Source organism: Brevundimonas sp. DW-iso22, assembly GCF_058725425.1.
On sequence record NZ_JBZXEB010000005.1, the window covers coordinates 146,051 to 165,929 of the forward strand.

Annotated in this window: 18 protein-coding genes and 1 pseudogene; 10 read left to right on the plus strand and 9 right to left on the minus strand. The window is 65.1% G+C overall.

Features of this window, described 5'->3' with window-relative positions; genetic code table 11:
* Positions 1-70: 70 nt before the first annotated feature.
* The 4 genes from AC4PRM_RS09425 to AC4PRM_RS09440 all read left to right on the plus strand — a co-directional run bounded on the left by AC4PRM_RS09425 (position 71) and on the right by AC4PRM_RS09440 (position 4,656).
* On the plus strand, positions 71-673 hold the full coding sequence (locus AC4PRM_RS09425; protein WP_492039822.1) for a cysteine hydrolase family protein: 603 nt from the start codon (positions 71-73) through the stop codon (positions 671-673).
* Entirely contained in the window at positions 648-2,750 is a 2,103-nt protein-coding gene (locus AC4PRM_RS09430; RefSeq protein ID WP_492039635.1) for a glycoside hydrolase family 65 protein, read from the plus strand. The genes AC4PRM_RS09425 and AC4PRM_RS09430 overlap by 26 nt, the downstream gene beginning before the upstream one ends.
* 156 nt (positions 2,751-2,906) lie before the next feature.
* Entirely contained in the window at positions 2,907-3,629 is a 723-nt protein-coding gene (locus tag AC4PRM_RS09435) for a Crp/Fnr family transcriptional regulator (RefSeq protein WP_492039636.1), read from the plus strand.
* 127 nt (positions 3,630-3,756) lie between these two features.
* Positions 3,757-4,656, plus strand: a complete 900-nt coding sequence (locus AC4PRM_RS09440; RefSeq protein WP_492039637.1) for a manganese catalase family protein — start codon at positions 3,757-3,759, stop codon at positions 4,654-4,656.
* Between the two features lie 66 nt (positions 4,657-4,722).
* On the opposite strand, the gene AC4PRM_RS09445 is transcribed toward AC4PRM_RS09440, so the two are convergent.
* Positions 4,723-5,460, minus strand: coding sequence for a Crp/Fnr family transcriptional regulator (locus tag AC4PRM_RS09445; RefSeq protein ID WP_492039638.1), 738 nt, complete (start codon positions 5,458-5,460; stop codon positions 4,723-4,725).
* A 124-nt stretch (positions 5,461-5,584) separates the two neighbouring features.
* Positions 5,585-5,755, minus strand: coding sequence for a hypothetical protein (locus AC4PRM_RS09450; RefSeq protein ID WP_492039639.1), 171 nt, complete (start codon positions 5,753-5,755; stop codon positions 5,585-5,587).
* A gap of 685 nt (positions 5,756-6,440) precedes the next feature.
* On the opposite strand from AC4PRM_RS09450, the gene AC4PRM_RS09455 reads away from it, so the two are divergent.
* Positions 6,441-6,707, plus strand: coding sequence for a DUF6894 family protein (locus AC4PRM_RS09455; protein WP_492039640.1), 267 nt, complete (start codon positions 6,441-6,443; stop codon positions 6,705-6,707).
* 273 nt (positions 6,708-6,980) lie between these two features.
* The gene (locus AC4PRM_RS09460) at positions 6,981-7,499 is read left to right on the plus strand and encodes a hypothetical protein (protein WP_492039641.1); all 519 of its coding nucleotides are present in this window, start codon (positions 6,981-6,983) and stop codon (positions 7,497-7,499) included.
* 131 nt (positions 7,500-7,630) lie between these two features.
* Here AC4PRM_RS09460 and AC4PRM_RS09465 read toward each other — a convergent pair whose 3' ends face one another.
* From AC4PRM_RS09465 to AC4PRM_RS09490, 6 genes are all read right to left on the minus strand, one after another.
* The gene (locus AC4PRM_RS09465) at positions 7,631-8,218 is read right to left on the minus strand and encodes a Crp/Fnr family transcriptional regulator (protein WP_492039642.1); all 588 of its coding nucleotides are present in this window, start codon (positions 8,216-8,218) and stop codon (positions 7,631-7,633) included.
* 125 nt (positions 8,219-8,343) lie between these two features.
* On the minus strand, positions 8,344-9,009 hold the full coding sequence (locus AC4PRM_RS09470) for an OmpW/AlkL family protein (RefSeq protein WP_492039643.1): 666 nt from the start codon (positions 9,007-9,009) through the stop codon (positions 8,344-8,346).
* Between the two features lie 102 nt (positions 9,010-9,111).
* The gene (gene hemN / locus AC4PRM_RS09475) at positions 9,112-10,494 is read right to left on the minus strand and encodes an oxygen-independent coproporphyrinogen III oxidase (RefSeq protein ID WP_492039644.1); all 1,383 of its coding nucleotides are present in this window, start codon (positions 10,492-10,494) and stop codon (positions 9,112-9,114) included.
* Positions 10,478-10,627 (minus strand): cytochrome bd-I oxidase subunit CydX, encoded by a 150-nt coding sequence (gene cydX / locus AC4PRM_RS09480; RefSeq protein WP_373258494.1) that lies wholly within the window; start codon positions 10,625-10,627, stop codon positions 10,478-10,480. Before cydX ends, hemN begins: the two co-directional genes overlap by 17 nt.
* An 18-nt stretch (positions 10,628-10,645) precedes the next feature.
* Positions 10,646-11,794, minus strand: coding sequence for a cytochrome d ubiquinol oxidase subunit II (cydB, locus tag AC4PRM_RS09485; RefSeq protein ID WP_492039645.1), 1,149 nt, complete (start codon positions 11,792-11,794; stop codon positions 10,646-10,648).
* Positions 11,795-11,819: 25 nt separating this feature from the next.
* A complete protein-coding gene (locus AC4PRM_RS09490) occupies positions 11,820-13,403 on the minus strand; it encodes a cytochrome ubiquinol oxidase subunit I (RefSeq protein ID WP_492039646.1) in 1,584 nt (527 codons plus the stop codon).
* A 126-nt stretch (positions 13,404-13,529) separates the two neighbouring features.
* Between AC4PRM_RS09490 and cydD the strand changes: the two genes are divergently transcribed.
* Both cydD and AC4PRM_RS09500 read left to right on the plus strand, forming a co-directional pair.
* On the plus strand, positions 13,530-15,161 hold the full coding sequence (gene cydD, locus AC4PRM_RS09495) for a thiol reductant ABC exporter subunit CydD (RefSeq protein ID WP_492039647.1): 1,632 nt from the start codon (positions 13,530-13,532) through the stop codon (positions 15,159-15,161).
* Positions 15,158-16,822 (plus strand): amino acid ABC transporter ATP-binding/permease protein, encoded by a 1,665-nt coding sequence (locus tag AC4PRM_RS09500; RefSeq protein ID WP_492039648.1) that lies wholly within the window; start codon positions 15,158-15,160, stop codon positions 16,820-16,822. Before cydD ends, AC4PRM_RS09500 begins: the two co-directional genes overlap by 4 nt.
* On the opposite strand, the gene AC4PRM_RS09505 is transcribed toward AC4PRM_RS09500, so the two are convergent.
* A complete protein-coding gene (locus tag AC4PRM_RS09505; RefSeq protein WP_373258489.1) occupies positions 16,819-17,556 on the minus strand; it encodes a Crp/Fnr family transcriptional regulator in 738 nt (245 codons plus the stop codon). The two genes, AC4PRM_RS09500 and AC4PRM_RS09505, sit on opposite strands and share 4 nt — an antisense overlap.
* Before the next feature lie 398 nt (positions 17,557-17,954).
* Between AC4PRM_RS09505 and AC4PRM_RS09510 the strand changes: the two genes are divergently transcribed.
* Entirely contained in the window at positions 17,955-18,341 is a 387-nt protein-coding gene (locus tag AC4PRM_RS09510; protein WP_492039649.1) for a hypothetical protein, read from the plus strand.
* Between the two features lie 422 nt (positions 18,342-18,763).
* Positions 18,764-19,470: pseudogene (locus AC4PRM_RS09515) on the plus strand (Hsp70 family protein); the annotation flags it as partial.
* Positions 19,471-19,879 lie beyond the last annotated feature (409 nt).

A 19,879-nucleotide genomic window follows, 5' to 3' on the forward strand; every position in this document is an offset into this window, starting at 1 on the left:
GTGCCCTCTCACAACCTCCACCCCTCCCCGCTACTTCCGAGGGTCGGTCAAGACGCCAAGGGCTCGTATGATGCCCGCAGGTCTTGTTCGCGAGGTCCCTCACAATGCCGTCCATCTGTGCGTGGACATGCAACGCATGTTCGTCGAGGAGACCGCGTGGCGAACGCCCTGGGCGGACCGCATCATGCCTCAGGTGGTGCGGCTATGCGCCCACCGCCCCGATCGCCTGTGCTTCACCCGCTTCATACCGGCCAGCCGTCCCGGTGATGGCCGGGGGACCTGGAAGGGTTACTGGGAACGCTGGCCCTCGATGACGCTGGATGGGCTGGGCCCGGAGATGGTCGAGATCGCCAGGCCCCTTCAGGTCTTCGTGCCGCCCGCCCGGCTCCTCGACAAGAGCATCTATTCGCCATGGCTCGGCACGGACCTGGACCACGCTTTGCGAGACGGAGGGGTGGATACGCTGATCGTTACCGGTGCCGAAACTGATGTCTGCGTCCTGGCGACCGTCCTGGGCGCGGTAGACCTGGGCTACCGGATCATCGTGGCCACAGACGCCGTCTGCGGTTCCGCCGACGAGAGCCACGATCACATCCTTGGCCTCTATACGAGCCGGTTCACCCAGCAGGTCGAAACGGCTTCAACCGATGACATCTGCCATGCATGGTCCTGAACCCGGCAGGACCGACTGGCGGCCGATCAGCCCGCCCGCCTGCACCGGTGCCCGCGACGGTGCCCTGCCGGCCTATGTATCCAACGGCCTGATCGGCCTGAGGGTCCGGGAGATGGCCTTTGCGCCGGGCATGGCCGTGGTCAACGGCGTCGTCGGCCTGGACCCGTCACGCCGCATCGAGGCGGCCGTGCCTGTGCCCTATCCCCTGGCTGTCGATATCCGGGTCAATGGTGTGTGGCTGTCCGACCAGCCCTGGTCGGTGTCGGATCTGGAACAGACCTATGATTTCTCGACCGCCGAGCTGACGACGCGCTGGCAGGTCCGCCTGGCCGGCATTGCCGTGGGCATTGAGGCCGTGACCCTGGCCAGCCGAACCGCTCCTTCGGTCGTGCAGCAGTCGGTCACCCTGGTGCCGGAGGTAGCCTGTGACCTCGGCGTCAGGGCGCAGGTCGCAACCGACGGAGTGCGCGGCACAGTCGTCCGGCGGAGGACCCAGACGCCGGGCGACCCCGAACCGGCCTGCGACGGCTCCCTTCTGTGGGCGACCGAGGGCGACCTGTCGAGGTGCGGGATCGCCATCGCCTGCGAGACACGTCCTCCAGCAGAGCCCCGGACTTCTTCCTGGGACCGGCACGGGCCGTTGCAGGTGACCTTCGATCTGGGCTGGATCGGTCGCAAGGGCGCGCATCTCCATCAGATGGCTGCCCTGGTTCCGTCTGTCGCTCACGACCGTCCCGATGAGGAGGCGGTCCGTCGTCTGGCCCGGGCGCGGGAAACCGGGTTCGAGGTGCTGCGCGATCGCAACCGCGAGGCCTGGCGCGACCTCTGGCGAGGACGCATCAGGATCGAAGGGGCCGAACCGCGTCATCAGGCCCTGGTCGACGCCGCCTACTTCTACCTCAATGCCTCGGTGCATGCCGCTTCTCCGGCGGCGACCTCCATCTTCGGTCTCGCGACCTGGCACGACTACCACTACTACTATGGCCATGTGATGTGGGACATCGACGCCTTCTGTGTCCCGCCTCTACTCTTCAGCCAGCCCGACGCCGCACGCGCCCTGCTGGATTTTCGCTGGCGGGGACGGTCGGCCGCCGCGGCCAATGCCCGCCTGTCGACGCGGCAGGGCCTGCAATTCCCCTGGGAGGCGGCCCCCCTGTCCGGTCAGGAGGCCACGCCGGGCGCAGGCTCGGCCGCGGCGCACGAGGATCACGGGTCCCTCCACATTGCCCGGGCCTTCGACCAGGACGCAATGGCGACGGGCGACGCACGCTTCGCCCGCGACCGCGCCTGGCCGATCCTGAGCGGGGTTGCCGACTGGGCCGTCAGCCGGGTCACCCTGACCGGGCGGGGCTATGAACTGCTGCGCGCCACCGGTCCGGCCGAGGTTCCCGACCCGCCCGACAATGACGCCTTCACCCTCATGCTGATGAGAGACGTCCTGGAGCGCGCGATCCGGGCTGGGGAGCGGCTGGGCGAGCCGGTGCCCTCGGTCTGGCACGCCGTGCGGGACGGGCTCTATCTGCCACTCCGGCAAGACGGGGCGATCGCGGCGCATGACGATTTCCGGATCACCGAGCCCAAGGGCGCGACGCCCTCTCCCCTCGCCGGCCTGTTCCCGGGCAACTACACGATCGCGTCGCCGAACCGCCAGGCCACGCTGGACCTCTACCTGGCGCACTGGAAGGCCTATGTGGGTTCGCCGATGTTTTCGGCCCTCTATCCGGTATGGGCCGCCATGGCGGGCGACCGGGCGCTGGCCTTGGACCTGTTCGAAGCGGGCTACGCGGCCTATGACGCCGGCCGCTTCCACCAATGCCTGGAATATCGGCCGGACCATCCCGACAGCGAGACTGCCGCCGGACCCTTCTTCGCCAATCTGGGCGGCATGCTGCTCGGACTTGTGCTGGGCCTGCCCGGACTGGAGGTGAAGGGCTCTCCGGAGGACTGGGCCTCGCGCCCTGTGGTCCTGCCGTCCGGCTGGGATGCCATCATTGTGGACCGGCTGTGGATCGAGGGGCAACCCTGGTCCCTGCGGGCCGAGCAGGGGGCGGAGCGGGCGCGGCTGCAGCGGGCCTAGTCCGGTTCGTTTGGTTCCGGGCCCCGAAGTGATCCTCGACCAGATTCGCCGCCCTGTTCTGCAAACCATCCTGACCGCCTGCCAGCCCCTGCGTTGGAAAGTCCGGGGTATCATGCGATCCTTCCTGGCCGTTGATGTCCGCAGGAGGTCCATAACGTGCCGACCCAGGCTCTCATCACCAAAATGGTTCACCGCGCTCCGCTGGCTGCGGACGAGCAGGCTGTGATCGAAGCCATGTTGTCAGGACCGCGCACATACGCTTCAGGAACGGAACTCGTCCGCCAGGGCGACCAGCCGGGCTTCAGCACCCTGCTGGTGACGGGTCTGTGCGGACGCGCCTCTACACTTTCGGACGGCCGCCGCCAGATCACCCAGCTGAGCGTCGCGGGCGACTTTCTCGACCTCCACAGTTTTACGCTGAGGACGCTGGATCACAGCGTCGTCGCACTCAATCAGACGACAGTGGTGACCGTGCCGCATGACAGCCTGCGCCGCCTGACCGAGACCCATCCCCATCTCGCCCGCCTCCTATGGCTGGAAACGACGGTCGATGCCGCCATTCACCGGCAGTGGATCGTGTCCTTGGGGCGCCGCTCGGGCCTGGCCCAGATGGCGCACCTGTTTTGCGAGACCCACGCCCGGCTGTTGGCCGCAGGGCAGGCGACGCTCGACAGATTTGCTCTGGCCATCACCCAGGCCGACCTGGCCGATGTGCTGGGCATGAGCGCAGTCCACGCCAACCGGCTACTCCAGCAGCTTCGCCAGGACGGTCTCATCCACTGGTCGGGACACGAGGTAACTCTCCTTGATCCGGAGAGGCTGCGGACGGTGGCGGAGTTCGATCCGACCTATCTGCGCCTGCACAGGCAGGACATCTAGCCCGAACGGCGGCTCATGCGGTCGCCGCCGCGAACGTCCAAAGTCCGATAGGCGGCTTGGTCCGGCTTGCCGGGAAACCGTCCGCGTCAGGCGGGTTGCATTCTCACCCCAATGAAGGATGCGACCCATGTTCATGCACAACAAGAAGCTTATGTATACCGTCCGGGTGGCCGAGCCGAACCCCGGCCTCGCCACGCTCATGCTTGAGCAGTTCGGCGGTCCCCAGGGTGAGCTGGCCGCCGCCATGCGCTATTTCACCCAGGCCCTTGCGGATGAGGACCCCGGGCGCAAGGACATGCTCATCGACATCGCCACAGAGGAGCTCAGCCACCTGGAGGTTATAGGATCGATCGTGTCGATGCTGAACAGGGGCATGAAGGGACGGCTGGCGGAGGCTGCCGAGGAAGAGGCGGACCTCTATATGAGCCTCAACGCCGGAGGCGAGAGCCACACCACCTCCATCCTCTATGGAGGGGCACCCGCCCTGGTGAACTCGGCCGGTGTGCCCTGGACTGCCGCCTATATCGACTCGATCGGCGATCCCACGTGCGATCTGCGATCGAACATCGCGGCCGAGTCCCGGGCCAAGATTGTCTATGAGCGGCTGATCAATGTGACGGATGATCCGGGGATCAAGGACGCCCTGTCCTTTCTGATGACGCGGGAAATCGCCCACCAGAAGTCGTTCGAGAAGGCGCTCTACGCCATCCAGCCGAACTTCCCGACCGGCAAGCTGCCCGGGGTCCCGGAGTTTACCGACAAATACTACAATCTCTCCCAGGGAGAAGGTGACGCCAGGGGACCCTGGAACAGCGGCGACCTCTGGCAACCCGTGGACGACCGGGATTCCCAGATGGCGGTCGATGGTGGCGACGGCACCGCTTCGGTCGAGCTTGGCGACCTCGAGCAGTCTGCCATCACCGCCATGGCCAGGCGGACGCAGTCGGACCCTGATATCGACGCCGTGACCGGAGCGGACCTGGGCGCAGGCCCCGGTGCAGGAAGCACCACGGCCCTTGCTGATTGAAGACCGGAGCGGCGGCAGGGCCGCCGCTCCACTCCCGCCCCGGCGCACAGGGAGCGGCTACCCATTTCAGACGGGACAGCCGCAGCTCGCGCGGGCCAGCTGGTCCAGGTCCTCTATGCAGATGCGCCCCCTGGTGCTCTTGAGGATTCCGGCGTCCTGGAGCTGTCTGAGCGAGCCGTTCACGGCCGTGCGCTGTACACCCATGAGTGTCGCAATCTCGGCCTGGGTCAGCCGGATATCCTTGCCCCGATTAGCGCGATGCAGTCGCTCCAGCCACTTGGCCAGGCGCTGGGGAATGAGATGGATCGCATTGCAGACGGCCTCCGCGTGAAGCTGATCGAGCCTGGCAAGGGCGTGGCGCATGCACAGGTCGGTGACCCTCGCGCGCCCCAGTCCGTCGACCAGCAGGGTTGCGGGTGCCTCGAAAATGCGGGTTTCGGCCAGGGCAACCGCATGAAGGCCCGGACGCATGCCCAGCGCTGATTCGAGACCGATCACGCCCCCCGCCCCGGACAGGGCCACGCAGACCCTCTGGTCAGTTACAAAGCCGCCTACCATGCCCTCCAGGACGAAGACGACCTGCTGCTCGCCCACCAGGGCTTCGCCAATATCCAGCGCACGAGGACGCCCCTCGGACAGAAGTCTTTCGCGCGTATCCTCGAACAGGGCCGCGAACACGGGATGGTCTTCGACCCTGGCCGTCGAAATCAATTCATGTCTCAGGACAGCCGTCGGGGCCGCCGTCCGTCCGAACGACAGACTACAGCCGGGCGAATCCGCCGTTTGAACGTCACCGTGAGTCATGGGCCCACCTCCACATCCCATCAACCACAGCGGGCGCGGTTCGCCATTCACATGGGTTAGTGTATCGTCGGCCTCGCTACGGTCATCCCCAGCGCTTCCGGCTGTCCCGATAGTTATCGGACGCTCAATCGTGGCCCGTCATGCCACGCGATGGATCGTCTGCCGGCGTTTCGGGGTCAGCCCGCTTCTCGGCCTTACGGCTGCGCGCCATGGCCCAGAACAGGATCACACCCAACAGTATGGGACCTCCCACAATGACCCATGCCCAGGGCAGGGACTGAAGTGTCTCGCTCATGATGAGATCGCCTCTCGTCCAGGAGACCGCGTAGCGGCGGGCTGTCCTTTCACACGCCGGCGGACAGGCCACCCTCGTGACAGGACGATCGCTACGGTGATGGCGGTAGCGGCGATGATCCAGCTGGGGTCAATCATGATGCAAACGTCCGATCTTTTATTCTTACCGGTCCAACGTCCCGCCCCGCCGTCGGCATCACCATGTCCACTACCGGACATAACGATCGTTCCCGTCGCGTTTAGCCGCCTCTTCCCGGCGCCAAGTGACCACTGGCACTGCCACGCCAAGGCCTGGGTTCGGTTGACGACATTCACTTCGTTCAGGGAAGAGCCCGCTTAGCTTGGCCGTTTGGAGCGTCGACATGGAGGCGCCTTTGAACGTCACATGCTTGATATGTTTTATCGAAGCCGAGGGGCGGGCCGTCACCCATATGCACCCCTCGAGGCCCGCAATGCCGATGAGGCGCGCGCTGAGACCCTGACCCCTCACGCGCGACCACAGTCACGCCGCGCGGGCCCAGATCTACTGGGGAAGCCAGGCGATCGACACGGTCGCCCCCGGCGAAACGGGAAGATAATGAGGACGATCACACCCGCGATCAGCGGCAGGGCGACCGACATCCGCCCTGTCGGCCTGGTCGCCCGAAGAGTTGAAGACCATTCGATCCATATCGATTGCGACCAAAATGCCCCGCTACTATTTCGACACCCTCGACGGTGAAGCCATCATTGATGATGAGGGCGAGACGGCCGCCGATCAGGCTTCCGCGCGCGACATCGCCATCCGCATCGTTTCCGAGATGACCCGGTCGGCTTCCCGCTCCCGAGCGGAGGAACCCGTCTTCGCTGTCCTGCGGGATGAGGCCAAAGCGTCAATCCGCAGGCTGACCGTAACGGCCACGCGGAGCCCCGACGCCCGCGCAGGCTGCAGGGAGCCATACGGGAAGCGCTGAAGAGGACATCTGCCCGCACAGCGCGCAACTTGCCGGCCCGCCTGCCGGGCGAAGTGACGCCGGGACTGGGCAATCACCTTTCTGCAGATCCTGATGCCCATGGCGCGAAGGTGGGGAATGCACACCGGACGGAGGTCGCGTTCGGATCCACGACGTTCCAAAAGTCGCACTTGCGACTCTCAGAGTTCCCGAGGTCTGTCATCGGAACAGCCATCCCCCGACAACATTGCCTCTCCAGCGCCAATCCCGGCCGCCCCTTCAAGGAGACCCGCCATGAACATTGCATCCGCTGTATTCGATACGCGTACGGAGGCCGATCAGGCTGTCGCAGAGCTTCGGTCCGCCGGTGTGCAGGATCGGTCCATTTCCCTCATCGCGCGGGATGAGGACGGCAATCGTGCAAAGGAAACCGACGGGGCGGGCGAAAAGGTGCGCGACGTCGTCGGCAAAGGGGCACTGGGCGCTGGGGTAGGCGCTGCCCTGGGTGTTGCAGCCCTGGCCATCCCGGGCGTGGGCCCCTTTGTCGCCGCAGGCGCGATCGCCGAGTTTGCCATCGGCGGGGCGGCCGTGACCGGCACAGCCCTGGGCGCAGCGGCGGGCGGGCTTGCAGGCCTGCTCTCAAAACACGGGGTCAGCGAGGAGGATGCCCGCTATTATGAGACTCGTGTGAACGACGGGGGAATTTTCGTTTCGGTGGACGCTGCGGCCTCGAGCATCACCCCGGATGTGGTCAGCGACATTCTTTACCGGAATGGTGGGCACAGCTCGGGCCGAAACCGCATCGCCACCTGACCGGGATACATTTCAGGATGATAGGGCCCGGCTGCGACTTTCCCGCAGCCGGGCCTTTCCTGTGACGACCGCACGAGGACGGCCAGCGTCTGCGCCAGCTCCCCGCAGATGCCGAGACCCTTCGCGCCCTTTCAGCGCGGCTGCTTGTCGAGATAGAGATAGCCGTCATCGAACTGTGCAATACGGCGAATCCTTTCGAGATCCAGGATCGCCAGCCGGTTGGCCCGAAGCTCGATCAGCCCGCCCGACCTCAGCTGCATCAATGTCCGGTTCACATGGACATTGGACAGACCCAGACATTCGGCCATCTCGGCCTGGGTAAGCGGGAGATCAAACGCGGCATCCGCAACCAGATCGACCAGGCCAAGTCGGACATGAAGCTCACAGAACAAATGGGCCATGCGCGACAGCGCATCGCGACGGCCCAGGGACATGACCCATTCACGATGGATGGAGGCGTCCAGGTTCGTGGCGAACCAGTAGAGGCGGGTCAGGTGGGGGTTCTGCTCTGTGATGTCGCGCATCGCCCCGTGGGAGACGATGGCCAGCTCGCACTCGGTCAGCGCGAGAATGTCATGTTCCAGATGTTTGAGGGTGAAGCTGTGCAGGTCAGCAAAATCACCGGGCGTATGGATTTCGCAGATCTGACGCCGCCCACCCTCCCCTCGCCTGTGGCGTGGCGCAGAATGCCGACTACATCGGATCCGGCTTTCGATCACGCTAGCCTGAGGGAGCGCTCGCAGGTGGTAGGCAGGCCCCTCTCGCCGCAAAGGACGACCGAGGGGCCCGCGCTGTGGTGTAGAGAAGCCGAAAGCCGATTTCCTCCGCGTGGACGTTTGCGGACTTAGAATTTCCGTGCGAGCCCCACCGACAGGATCCAGGGATCCAGATTGACCTGGCTTTGCAGGGCTCCGGAGTTGATCGACGCATCGGTCTTAAACCAGACCTTCTTGGCGTCCAGATTGACCGACCACGGCCCGACGACAGCGACGTCCACCCCGGCCTGAACCGCGTAACCGAATCCATCCTCCAGACCGACCTGGAAGCCGTTCTGATCCTTGCCGTCGAAGAAGAGCATATAGTTGACGCCCGCCCCCACATAGGGGCTGACACGCGCCTCCGGCATCGGACGATACTGAAGAGTCACCACCGGGGGCAGCACCCAGGTTTCGTGCACGGCGACATCGGTGGCACCACCCCGGGCGCGGATCTGATGCCGGGTGGCACCAAGGATGGCCTCCACCGAGATATGATCGGTCAGAAAGTAGGTGAAGCCCAGGGTGGGCATGACGTCGTGCTTGACATCGACCTTGAGCCCGGTGTCCGCACCCGCCGACGTCAGGATCGCGTCATCCGCGCTCGACGACACGTCCGTCATCCGCGCGGTGACGATCCAGTCACCCTTGCGAGCGACCTGCCAGTCCTGCGCGTCGGCAGGGACGGCCGTCACGGCCAGCAGGGTCAGGCCAGCGCCGAGCGCTGCACAGCGGGAGGAGGTCTTGAAGCACATCTTGAGGGTCCACGACGTGGCCCGGGTTCACGATGAAACCGGTTGGAGACGTCGGAACAGGTCTGGACGTGCCTGTGCCGGTCAGCCTTGATCCATCGCAAACTAGATCAATCGTCCATGACGAACGGCCGATGGAGCCAGGGATGTGTCGAAGGCGGCACAGATGGCTCGCACGAACGGCTTCCCCTGCTCGGTGACGGCTAGTGCACCGCTCTCGTAAGAGACGAGACCGTCCTCGATCATCGGCTGTAGACGCTGGAGGGCGCCGACGAACCGATCGGCGGCCGGGCCGTGGCGACGGTCCACGCCCGGCAGGAAGACCGCGAAATCACACATCAGCCGCTCGATGATCTCGGCCCGCCGACGGTCGTCCGCCGTGATCTCCAGCCCGCGCGCCACTGGCAATTCGCCTGCCCGAACCGCGGCTCGCCAGGCGACCTCCTGGCTCTGGTTCTGGACGTAGCCGCGGGGAGAGCGACTGATCGACGAGGCACCCAGGCCTATCAGGGTGTCCGCATCATCAACCGTGTAGCCCTGGAAGTTTCGGTGCAGTCGCCCGGCGCGCGCAGCGATGGTTAGATCGTCGTCAGGCAGGGCGAAATGGTCCAGCCCGATCGGTTCATAGCCCTGGTCGGCAAGATAGTCCGATGCCGCCTGGCTCTGGGCGAAGCGCTCGCCAGGGCCGGGCAGATCGGTCAGGTTGATCAGCCTCTGATGGGGCTTCAGCCAGGGGACATGCGCATAGCCGAACAGGGACAGGCGCTCAGGCCTGAGCGTCATCACCTGAGACAATGTCCTCAGCAGATCGTCCTGCGTCTGGAGGGGCAGGCCGTACATCAGATCCAGGTTGAGAGAGGCGACCCCTGCATCCCGCAGCCAGCCAGCCGCCCTGTCCACGATCTCGAAGGGTTCGATGCGATTGATCGCCCGCTGAACGCGTGGCGACAGATCCTGTACCCCCAGGCTGGCGCGGTTGAGGCCCTCGCATGCCGCTTGATCGACCCAGGCTTTCGTCAGACTGGCCGGATCCAGCTCGGCGGCGACCTCGGTGACCGCGCGGAGGTCGAAGGCCTCGCGCAGCCCACGGAACAGTCGGCCAAGGGTCCCCGGCGACAGCATGTTCGGTGTCCCGCCGCCAAGATGCAGCCGACGGACGGCCTGTCTTCGCCCCAGCCGGGCAGCCACTTCCCCGGCTTCGGCGACCAGCAGATCGACATAGGTGTCGATGGTGTGAGTGCGGTTCACGGCGCGGGTGTTGCAGGCGCAGTACCAGCAGAGCGTCCTGCAGAAGGGGATGTGGACATAGATCGAGACCGCGTCCTGGGCGGGCACCTCGCCCAGCCATTTCGCCCATTCCCCCGGTCCGATTTCCCGTGTGAACTGTGCGGCGGTCGGATAGCTGGTGTATCGCGGCACATTGGCGTCGTAGCGGGCGATCAGGCCTGCCGTCCTGATCTGACGGCGTGTTTCAGCGCAGCTCTGCATCGACCGGATCCGGATCGGATTCCGACAGGCCGTGGTCCCCGTCGTCAAACAGGTGAAACTCGTGCCAGACCCCGTTCAAGACACCGAAGGCGACAGCAAGGCCGAGGCCGAGTATCCAGGCGAAATACCACATGATGAAACGTCCTAGGGTTCAGTACAGATCGGGATTGGTCTTGAGGGCGACCGTCGACGTCCTGCCCCACAGGACCTTGTAGACCCAGGCCGTGTAGACCAGGACCAGAGGCAGGAAGATCGCGGTCACAATCAGCATGATGAACAGCGTCAGATGGCTGGACGAGGCATTCCAGACCGTCAGGCTGGACTGGGGATCGATCGAACTGGGCAGGATGAAGGGGAACATCGAAAGACCGGCAGTCGAGATGATGCCGACGGTGGCCAGTGACGATCCGCCAAAGGCCATCGGAGCTGATCTGCGCCATAGGCCCACAAGAGCGGCGAGCGTCCCGATGAACCCCAAGGCGGGCGCCAATAGCATCCAGGGATAGAGGCCGTAGTTGTCCAGCCAGGCTCCAGGGGCGGCGACGACCGTGGTCCGCAAGGGGTTTGAGAAGCCCTGGATGTCCAGCACGCCGGTGATCCGATAGCCAAGACCGCCATAGGCCACATAGAGCCCGCCTACGGCGAACAGGACCAGACTGAGGACAGCAGCGATCGTCCCGAACCGTCGTGCGCGGACCAGGACGGGACCCTGCTCGGCCTTGACGGACAGCCAGGCCGCCCCGTGCAGCACCAGCATGCAGACCGACAACAGGCCCGCGATCAGGCTGAAGGGCGTAAACAGCCCCAGCAGGGTCCCGTCGTAAAACGATCGCAGGTCACTATCGAGGCGGAAGGGGGCTCCCAAAAGAACGTTGCCGACCGCCACGCCGAACACCAGGGCCGGTACGAAGCCGCCGACAAACAGACCCCAGTCCCAGAAGGACCGCCAGGCCGGTGAAGCCCGCTTGGACCGGTATTTGAATGAGACCGGTCGCATGATCAGGGCGGCCAGCACCAGAAACATGGCCAGGTAAAAGCCCGAGAAACTGACAGCATAGACGAACGGCCAGGCCGCGAAGATGGCCCCTCCCCCCAGGATGAACCAGACCTGATTACCCTCCCATGTCGCCCCGACCGTATTGATCACCATGCGGCGCTCCTCGTCGGTTCTGGCGACGAAAGGCAGGAGGGCCCCCACCCCCAGGTCGAAGCCATCGGTCAGGGCAAAGGCAATCAGAAGCACGCCGAGCAGGCCCCACCAGATCAGGCGGAGGGTGGCGAAGTCGATCGGGAATTCCATGATCATATGTCCTGAAGGTTCGAGGTCAGGCGACGGCGGGCGCGATTGCAGGTGCCGCAGCGGCGGCTTCGGGAGCGGGCGCACCGAAGGTATCCTGTTCGTGGAATGGCCCCTTCTTGATCGCGAACAGCAGCAGCCGAACCTCGACGACAGCCAGGGCGCCATACAGAACGGTGAAGCCGATGATGGTCGCCCAGAGCTGGGCCACCGTGAGGGATGAGGCACCCAGGAAGGTCGGGAGCACGCCCTCTACAGCCCAGGGCTGGCGACCAAATTCGGCCAGGATCCAGCCGAGCTCGATCGCGACCCACGGCAGGGGAATGGCCAGCAGTGCGACCCAGAGGAACCAGCGGGTATCGTGCTTGCGCAGGGAGCAGAGCACGAAGGCGGTGCCGAACAGCGCGATCATGAACAGGCCGATCCCGGCCATGACCCTGAAGGTCCAGAACAGGACCGGGACATTCGGCACCGTGTCCCAGGCCGTCTGGCGGATCAGTTCGGGCGTCGCCTGACGGGGATCGGCGACATGGCGCTTGAGCAGCAATCCGTAGCCCAGATCGCGGCGGTGGGTCTCGAACACGCCGCGCGCCACGGGATCGGCCGGATTGGCCTTGATTCCCTCGAGGGCGTCATAGGCGATGATCCCCGATTCAATACGGGTTTCAGCCGTCGCGACCAGTTCGAATATGCCTTCGACCGGCTTGTCGATGGTCCGGGTGGCGATCAGGCCCATGACCCAGGGCACTTGCACACCGTAATGGGTCTCGCGGTCCTTCATGCTGGGGATGCCGATGAGGGTCAGGCCCGCCGGCGCAGGCTCGGTGTGCCACATGGCCTCGAGGGCGGCGAGCTTCATCTTCTGGTTATCCGTCAGCGCATAGCCGGACTGATCTCCCAGGACGACGACCGAAAGGGAGGCGGCGAGACCGAAGGCTGCGGCGACCGTCATCGAGCGCTTGGCGAAACCCACATGTTTGCCCCGCAGCAGATAGAAGGCCGATACGCCCAGAACGAAAACCGCAGCACAGACATATCCGGCACTGACCGTATGCACGAACTTGGCCTGGGCGACCGGATTGAACAGCACCGCCATGAAGTCGGAGACCTCCATGCGCATGGTGTCCGGGTTGAAGGTCGAACCCACCGGATTCTGCATCCAGCCATTGGCGATCAGGATCCACAATGCCGACAGATTGGTGCCCAGCGCGACCATGAAGGTCACAAAGAGGTGCCCCACGCGGCTCAACTTGTCCCAGCCGAAGAACATCAGTCCCACGAAGGTGGCTTCCAGGAAGAAGGCCATGAGACCCTCGATCGCCAGAGGCGCGCCGAAGATGTCGCCAACATAGTGGCTGTAGTAGCTCCAGTTCATGCCGAACTGGAACTCCATGGTGATCCCGGTCGCGACCCCCAGAACGAAGTTGATGCCGAACAGCGTCCCCCAGAACCGGGTGATGGTCCGCCAGATCGGACGACGCGTCATGACATAGGTCGACTCCATGATGACCAGCATGAAGGACAGGCCCAACGTCAGGGGGACGAAGAGAAAGTGGTAGAGGGCCGTCAGCGCGAATTGCAGACGGGAAAGATCGACGACCGCCGGGTCCATGGGAAAGCTCCGAATCGCCGATCCCCAAGACCGGCGAGAGCTTTCGCCTAGAGGGGCGACCCGTCCGGAGCTTTGATCTTGATCAAAGCCCTGCCGTCCCACCTTTCTTACGGACGGGTGATGCATATGGCCACTTCCCCAAGCGCGTGCGCGACCCCCCCCGCAGACCTGACGCCGTCGCAGCAGCTGACGGCCTGGTCCAGGCTCCATGGAGGCGGCTTGAGGACAGCGGCGATCCTGACCACGATGGACGCTCTGCCCGCCATCGGCTTTGCCGCCGGCCTGGCTGGTGCGATAGGTGTCATGGCGAGCCGCGACGGCAGCCTTTGGCCCTGGCTTCTGCTGGCTCTTGTCAGCCTGATCGTGAGGGCGGCTCTGGGCCAGGCCGCAATGGTGGCCGCCGTTAAGACTGCCGGATCGTTGAAAGCGGATATCCGAGGCCGGGTTCTGTCGAGGATATTCTCATCTGGGAACCGGGACCCCGCCGATATGACCGCAGCGGTGGAGGGCATCGAGGCCCTGGATGGCTATGTCTCGCGCTTCACGCCGCTGCGTCAGGCCGCAAGGATTGCACCGCTCATCATCATCGCAGCCTGTGCCTTCGCCAGCCCTGTTGCGGCAGGCATCCTCCTGTTCACCCTGCTCCCCTTTGCTGTCGGCATGGCCCTCGTCGGGATGGCCGCTGCGGGCGAAAGCCGCCGTCAGTTTCAGGCCATGGAAGCGCTGGCCCATCTGTACCTGGACCGGATCCGCGCCCTCCCCCTGCTGATATCCTTTCAGGCCGAGGCGCGTGCGACCGCAGAGGTCGCCCTATCGGCTCGAGAGCTGGCGAGCCGTACGGGCCGCGTGCTCAAGATCGCCTTCCTGTCCTCTGCCGTACTGGAGTTCTTCGCTGCCCTCTCTGTCGCGCTTGTCGCCGTCTATTGCGGTTTCAACCTGCTGCGCCTGCTGCCCTTCCCTGTCCCCGAGACCCTGACGCTATCGCGCGCCTTCTTCGTCCTGACGCTGGCCCCGGAAGTCTACGCCCCCATTCGCCGCCTGGCGGCCGCCTATCACGACCGTCAGGCTGCAGAGGCCGCCGTACCGGCTCTGGCGGGACGCGCCAGCGAAGCACGATCCGAGCGTTCCAACCTTGTCGTGGGCTCGTCGGCACCAACCGTGGACTTCAGCAACGTCCAGGTTCGTTACGGAGATAGTGCAGCGGTCCTGACGGGGTTTAACCTGCATGTTCCGGCCTGCGGTGTCGTCGCTCTGACCGGGGCCAGTGGATCGGGCAAGAGCAGTCTGCTCCATCTTTTGCTAGGCCTCGCCCCCCTCACATCGGGGGAGGTCCGGGTCGGAACCCAGCGCCTGACCAAAGCCAGCGATTTCGCAGGGGCCGTCGCGTGGGCGAGCCAGACGCCGATCGTCATCCCCGGCAGCCTTCGCGACAACATCGCTCTCGCCCATCGAGAGGCCACAACGGTGGACATCCTGCGCGCCGCCGCTGCGGCTGGCCTGTCCGGCGATCTGGACCGTAGCCTCGACGAACGCGGCGGAGGCCTTTCGGGCGGCGAGCGGCGACGCCTGGGACTGGCGCGGGCTCTGCTTTCGAACGCTCCCCTGCTGTTGCTGGATGAGCCGACCGCCAATCTGGATGCAACCACGGAGAGGGACATCATCGAGGCGCTGCGCCAGGCCATGCAAGGGCGCACCACCATCATCGCCACCCACTCCCCCGCTGTCATGACCCTTGCCGATCAGGTGGTGTGCCTGTGACCTCCCGCCTGGAACCCCTTGAGACCCTTCTAGCGGAGCAGCGGCGTCTTCAGCGGACGCGCCTTGGCACAGCGGCCTTTGCTGCGGTCGGCGTGGCGGCGGCGACGGTCTGCCTTCTGGGCTTGTCGGGTTGGTTCATCACGGGGGCGGCCCTGGCCGGTTTGGCCGGTGCCGGGGCCGCCCATAGCTTCAACGTCCTGCTACCGGGGGCGGCCATCCGCCTGCTCGCCATCCTGAGGACGGGTTCCAGATACATCGAGCGCCTGAGTGGCCACGAGGCTGCGCTCAAGGCCCTTGCGGCATTGCGACCCGCGCTCTTCGCGGGCCTCGCCGCCGGGCCGCCGGAACGCGCCTTCGCCCTGGCCAGCGGTGAGGCTTCGGCCCGCCTGGGGCAGGATGTGGATGCGATCCAGACACTCTTCGTACGGCGCAGCGGACCTTGGGGTGCCGGCGCGGGAGCCGCAGCGGCGGTCGTGCTCGTTTCCCTCTCAGGCCTTGGCCCGGCGTCGGCCCTTGTGCTGGGACTCGCGGGGTCCGTGTTGGGCGCTCTTGTGATCGGACGGACTTGTACGGATGCCGCAGGCCGCGACATCCAGAGAGCTATGGGACGCTTCAAGGACCGGCTGTCGTCCCTCGAAGCCTGCGCACCGGAACTGCGAGCCTATGGATTGGAAGACTGGGCCATCCAGCAGGTCGCGGCCTCCGCCGGCCCGCTGGACCTCGCCACCGCACGCGCTGGACGCGGCTCTGGCTGGATCGCAGCATGGCAGGTTTTCACCATGGGGGTGACCGTGGTCGCTGTGATGGCGCTGTCCCGTAGCCAGCCGGCCCCGATGGTCGCTCTCGCAGCGCTTGCGACCGTTGCGTCGATTGAGGCGGCGACCGCCCTGACCAGTCATTTTCGCTCGTCTGGAGCGGCAAACGAGGCCATGACCCGCCTTGCCGATGTCCTTTCGTCAGGCGCACGCGTCGCTGCAGAACACCACCTCTCGGGCCAGGACACGCAGCTGGGGTTCGGCCCCGCAGAACCAGATGTCGCCTGGCCCAGCCGTATCGCCATCGTCGGCCGAACCGGGTCTGGCAAGACGACTCTGGTCGAGCGCTTGATGGGGCTCAGGCCGGACCCCTCGGCCAGCCTGCACATTGGGGAGAGATCACCGAGACAGAGTACCGATGCCTCTGTGCGCCAGCTGTTCGCCTACGCCAGCCAGGACATGAGGTTCCTGAGCGGTACGGTGCGGACCAATCTGGCCGTGGCAGACCCCGGTGCCGACGACCCGGCGATGTGGTCGGTTCTGGAGGACGCCGGCCTGGCTGCCCGTATCCGCACGTCGGCGTCAGGCCTCGACATGCCGCTCGGTGACAACGGGTCTGCCCTGAGTGGGGGTGAACGCCGTCGTCTCGGCCTGGCACGCGCCTACCTTCGGTCGGCCCCGTGGCTCGTTCTCGATGAGCCGACGGAGGGTCTGGACGCGATCCAGGAAAAACAGGTCCTGCTGGCCCTGTCCGAACGCCTTTCGCGAACCGGCCAAGGCCTTCTGCTGATCAGCCATCGCCCCGCACCGATCGGGCTTTGCGACACCGTCCTCACCGTCTCGGGCATGGGACCGCAGGGAGACATCGCGCTGTCCTCGTCGGGCCGGCTCTGCCAGGCGGCCTAGCCTTCGCCTCCCGCGAGGACGGTCAGACGTGCGGGTTGAAGGATATGGACTTCAGACAGGCTCAGTAGCTGGATCACGCCCTGGGTCTTGAGCTTGGTAAGGGCGCGGCTGACCGTCTCGATCGTCAGGCCGAGATAGTCGGCGATTTCGGCCCGCGTCATCGGAAGATGCACCCGGCCTGCCGGACCAGGCCGTGCTGGATCGTGTCCTGGAAGCTCCAGCAGAAAGGTGCAGACGCGTTCCAGTGCGGTCTTTCGCCCGAGCAGAAGGATCTGATTCTGGGCAGCGGCGAGTTCGTGGTGAGCCCGGTCCAGCAGGGCGGTCTCAAGGGCCGGCGTCTCTTGAATCAGCGCACGGTACTCGCTCTTGCGAAAACGGCAGGCGGATGCCGGTTCGAGGGCTTCCGCCGAGAAATCATAGGTCTGACCGGCAGCCAGGCCCAGGAAATCGCCTGCAAACAGGAACCCTGTAATCTGACGTCGTCCGTCCGGGAGCAACTTATAGATTCTCACCGACCCCGAGGTGACATTGAACACATGCCGGGCGTCGTCGCCCTGGCGGAAGAGGACTTCTCCAGCCTCCAGCGCGATGTGATGGGCGAGCGCATCCAGCCGGCTCAGATCGGCGTCGTCTATGCTGGCGCAGACGCTCAGGGCTCTGGCGCCGCAATGGTCACACGCATTGGCACGGCGACGGTCGGAGCAGCCGCTTGGAAGGGACCTGAGTTCAAGCATGATAAGACGCAGGCTTCGGCCAATCGGGCCGCGATGTCCAGTTCGCGCATGGCGCTTTGCGTCAGATCAGGCCCGATGACGCTGGTCCAGGCAATCCATGGCCGAATTCGGGGCAACAACCATCTCGGCCCGACATCTGACCGAAAGCCCTTCAACAGCTGGCTGAGGGCTGGTTGCACCCACGCCCAGGGTGGAGATGTGATACGCGCCGACGGGTCGTGACGCGATGCAGTCGGCCTGCGCGGACAGCCAGCACTGGGCGGGGAAGGTGTCCGCCCAAGATCGCCAGGCTGACCACGGCGTGCAACCGAACAAGTCATAAAATCCGGCATCGCAGAACGGCACGGCGTGTTCTAGTCAATCCTCCTTGCGCCACCGCCGATCTCAATGGACGACCGTTGCTTTCTCATATCGACCTGTCGACCCGGATCCTTACCCTGCACCTCCCGCAGGGCCAATCGGCCCAGCGGGCACTTGAAGCCGCCATCGAGCTACTGACCGAACGGCCCGATCTATGGGATTGGGACTGGATCGTGGAGGCCGCAAGCGTCCCCGATGACGTGTGCGTCCATCATATCGACAGCCTTGCCCGTATCCAGGCCAACACAGGTCGGCGCGCGAGGACCGTGCTGGTGTCAGAGGACCGGTACCTCCATCTCTGGGCCCGGGTCATGGATTTCCAGTTCCCGAATCGCGCCCATTCGGTCGTCAGGTCGATGGTTGAGGCCCGAGCCCTGATCCATCCGACTCTTCGCCCTGCAGGCGGTCAGGTCCCGGAGGGCTGAACAGTCCCGTCGAGGCACCTCATTTCAGACGCTGCGCCGCCGTATGCAACGGCCTTGGCGCAAAACCGTCGGCTTCAGATTCCCCCAAATCGGGAAGTTTCGGGCTGCGGGGGTGATCAGCCTAAGGTCCGGTCCGTTGAGGTATAGGCCACTCTTGAGGTCGAACGGCGCAATCTTTGACCTCGATCAAAGCCATGCCTAGGCCCGGCGGGCACCTTGGCCCCTCATCCCAAGGAGCCGGCCATGCCTCACGAAGCCATTCCGATCGTCGTCGCCATCGTCGCGATTTTTCTCACCTTTATTGTCGGTGTGGGCGGTGTATCCATCTGGTCAAACTGGCCGAGCCGGACCTGACGCAGCTATGAGCCAACGGATCTGGGCATACGGCAACCAATGAGATCGATGTCTTGGTGACGCGAGCTAGTGACTTCTCCATCGTCCGCTATGCGAAAACCGACGAAGGACTTCAGGCGACGCCTCTGGCGCGCTCGGGGGTCAGTGTGGCGGCGACGCCTTCGACTACTGGATCATCGACCAGCTGGTCTCACCCGAGCTGGGCAAAGGCAGCGCCTACCGCTCCCTCCGCAAGACCCTTCCCGTCCCCCAGTATGCGGCCTTCGCGCGGTGGGACCAGCTCGCCCTACTTGGGGCTTCGCGGGCCATGCGGGACATCCAGGCCCTAGCGCGCACCGCTACCGAGCCGGAAAAGCTGGAACGCCTGATCGAGATCCTCGACGACAATCACGGCTATGCCCTCTACCAATCCGTCTCTGCGCTAAAGATCGCGCTTTCGGAGGCCGGAAGCACCACCTTCGCCTTCTCGGCGGGCTCGGTTCGCATCCAAAGGCCGGTGAGCCGAGCCCAGTTCGAGACGTGGATCGCGCCCGAACTCCAGGCGATCGAAACCGCCGTCGACGCCGCCCTCCTCCAGTTCGGGCTCGGCCCTGACCAGATCGACCGGGTCTTCCTCACCGGCGGCACCTCCCTCGTCCCCGCCGCACGGCGGATCTTTCAGTCCCGGTTCGGATCGAATCGCATCGAAACGGGGGGCGAGTTCGAACCCATCGCCTCCGGCCTGGCCCTGATCGGCCGGGAGCCCGATCTCGACGTCTGGAGCCATCGCCTGCACCCCGAAGCCTGGGCGGCGAACGACCGCCTGACATCCCCGACTTCCATCACCCCAAAGGAAAAAGACCCCGCCCTTTCGGACGGGGTCTCTGTTCTGGGAGATATCTTGAAGGCCGGCTCTAGCTGCCGGTTCCAAAACCGTCGGATCCGCCGGCTCCGGCGGCACCCTCTCCGCCTGTCGCGGGACCGGTCTCGGTCTTACCGGGCTGGGGCGCGTTCGTCCGGCCTGCGTCCGGCAGCGGGTTGGAGGTTTCCGGATTGGGCTCCTGATCGCGTTCGGGTGTCACATCGGTCATGTCGCTGCTCCTGTGTTTGACGATACAGAACCAAGGCTTGAGGTCGCAGGAGCGTTCCACGAAAACGCACTCTGCACCCGTCAGGAGATCTTCCCGTGGGTCAGCTCATCCCTG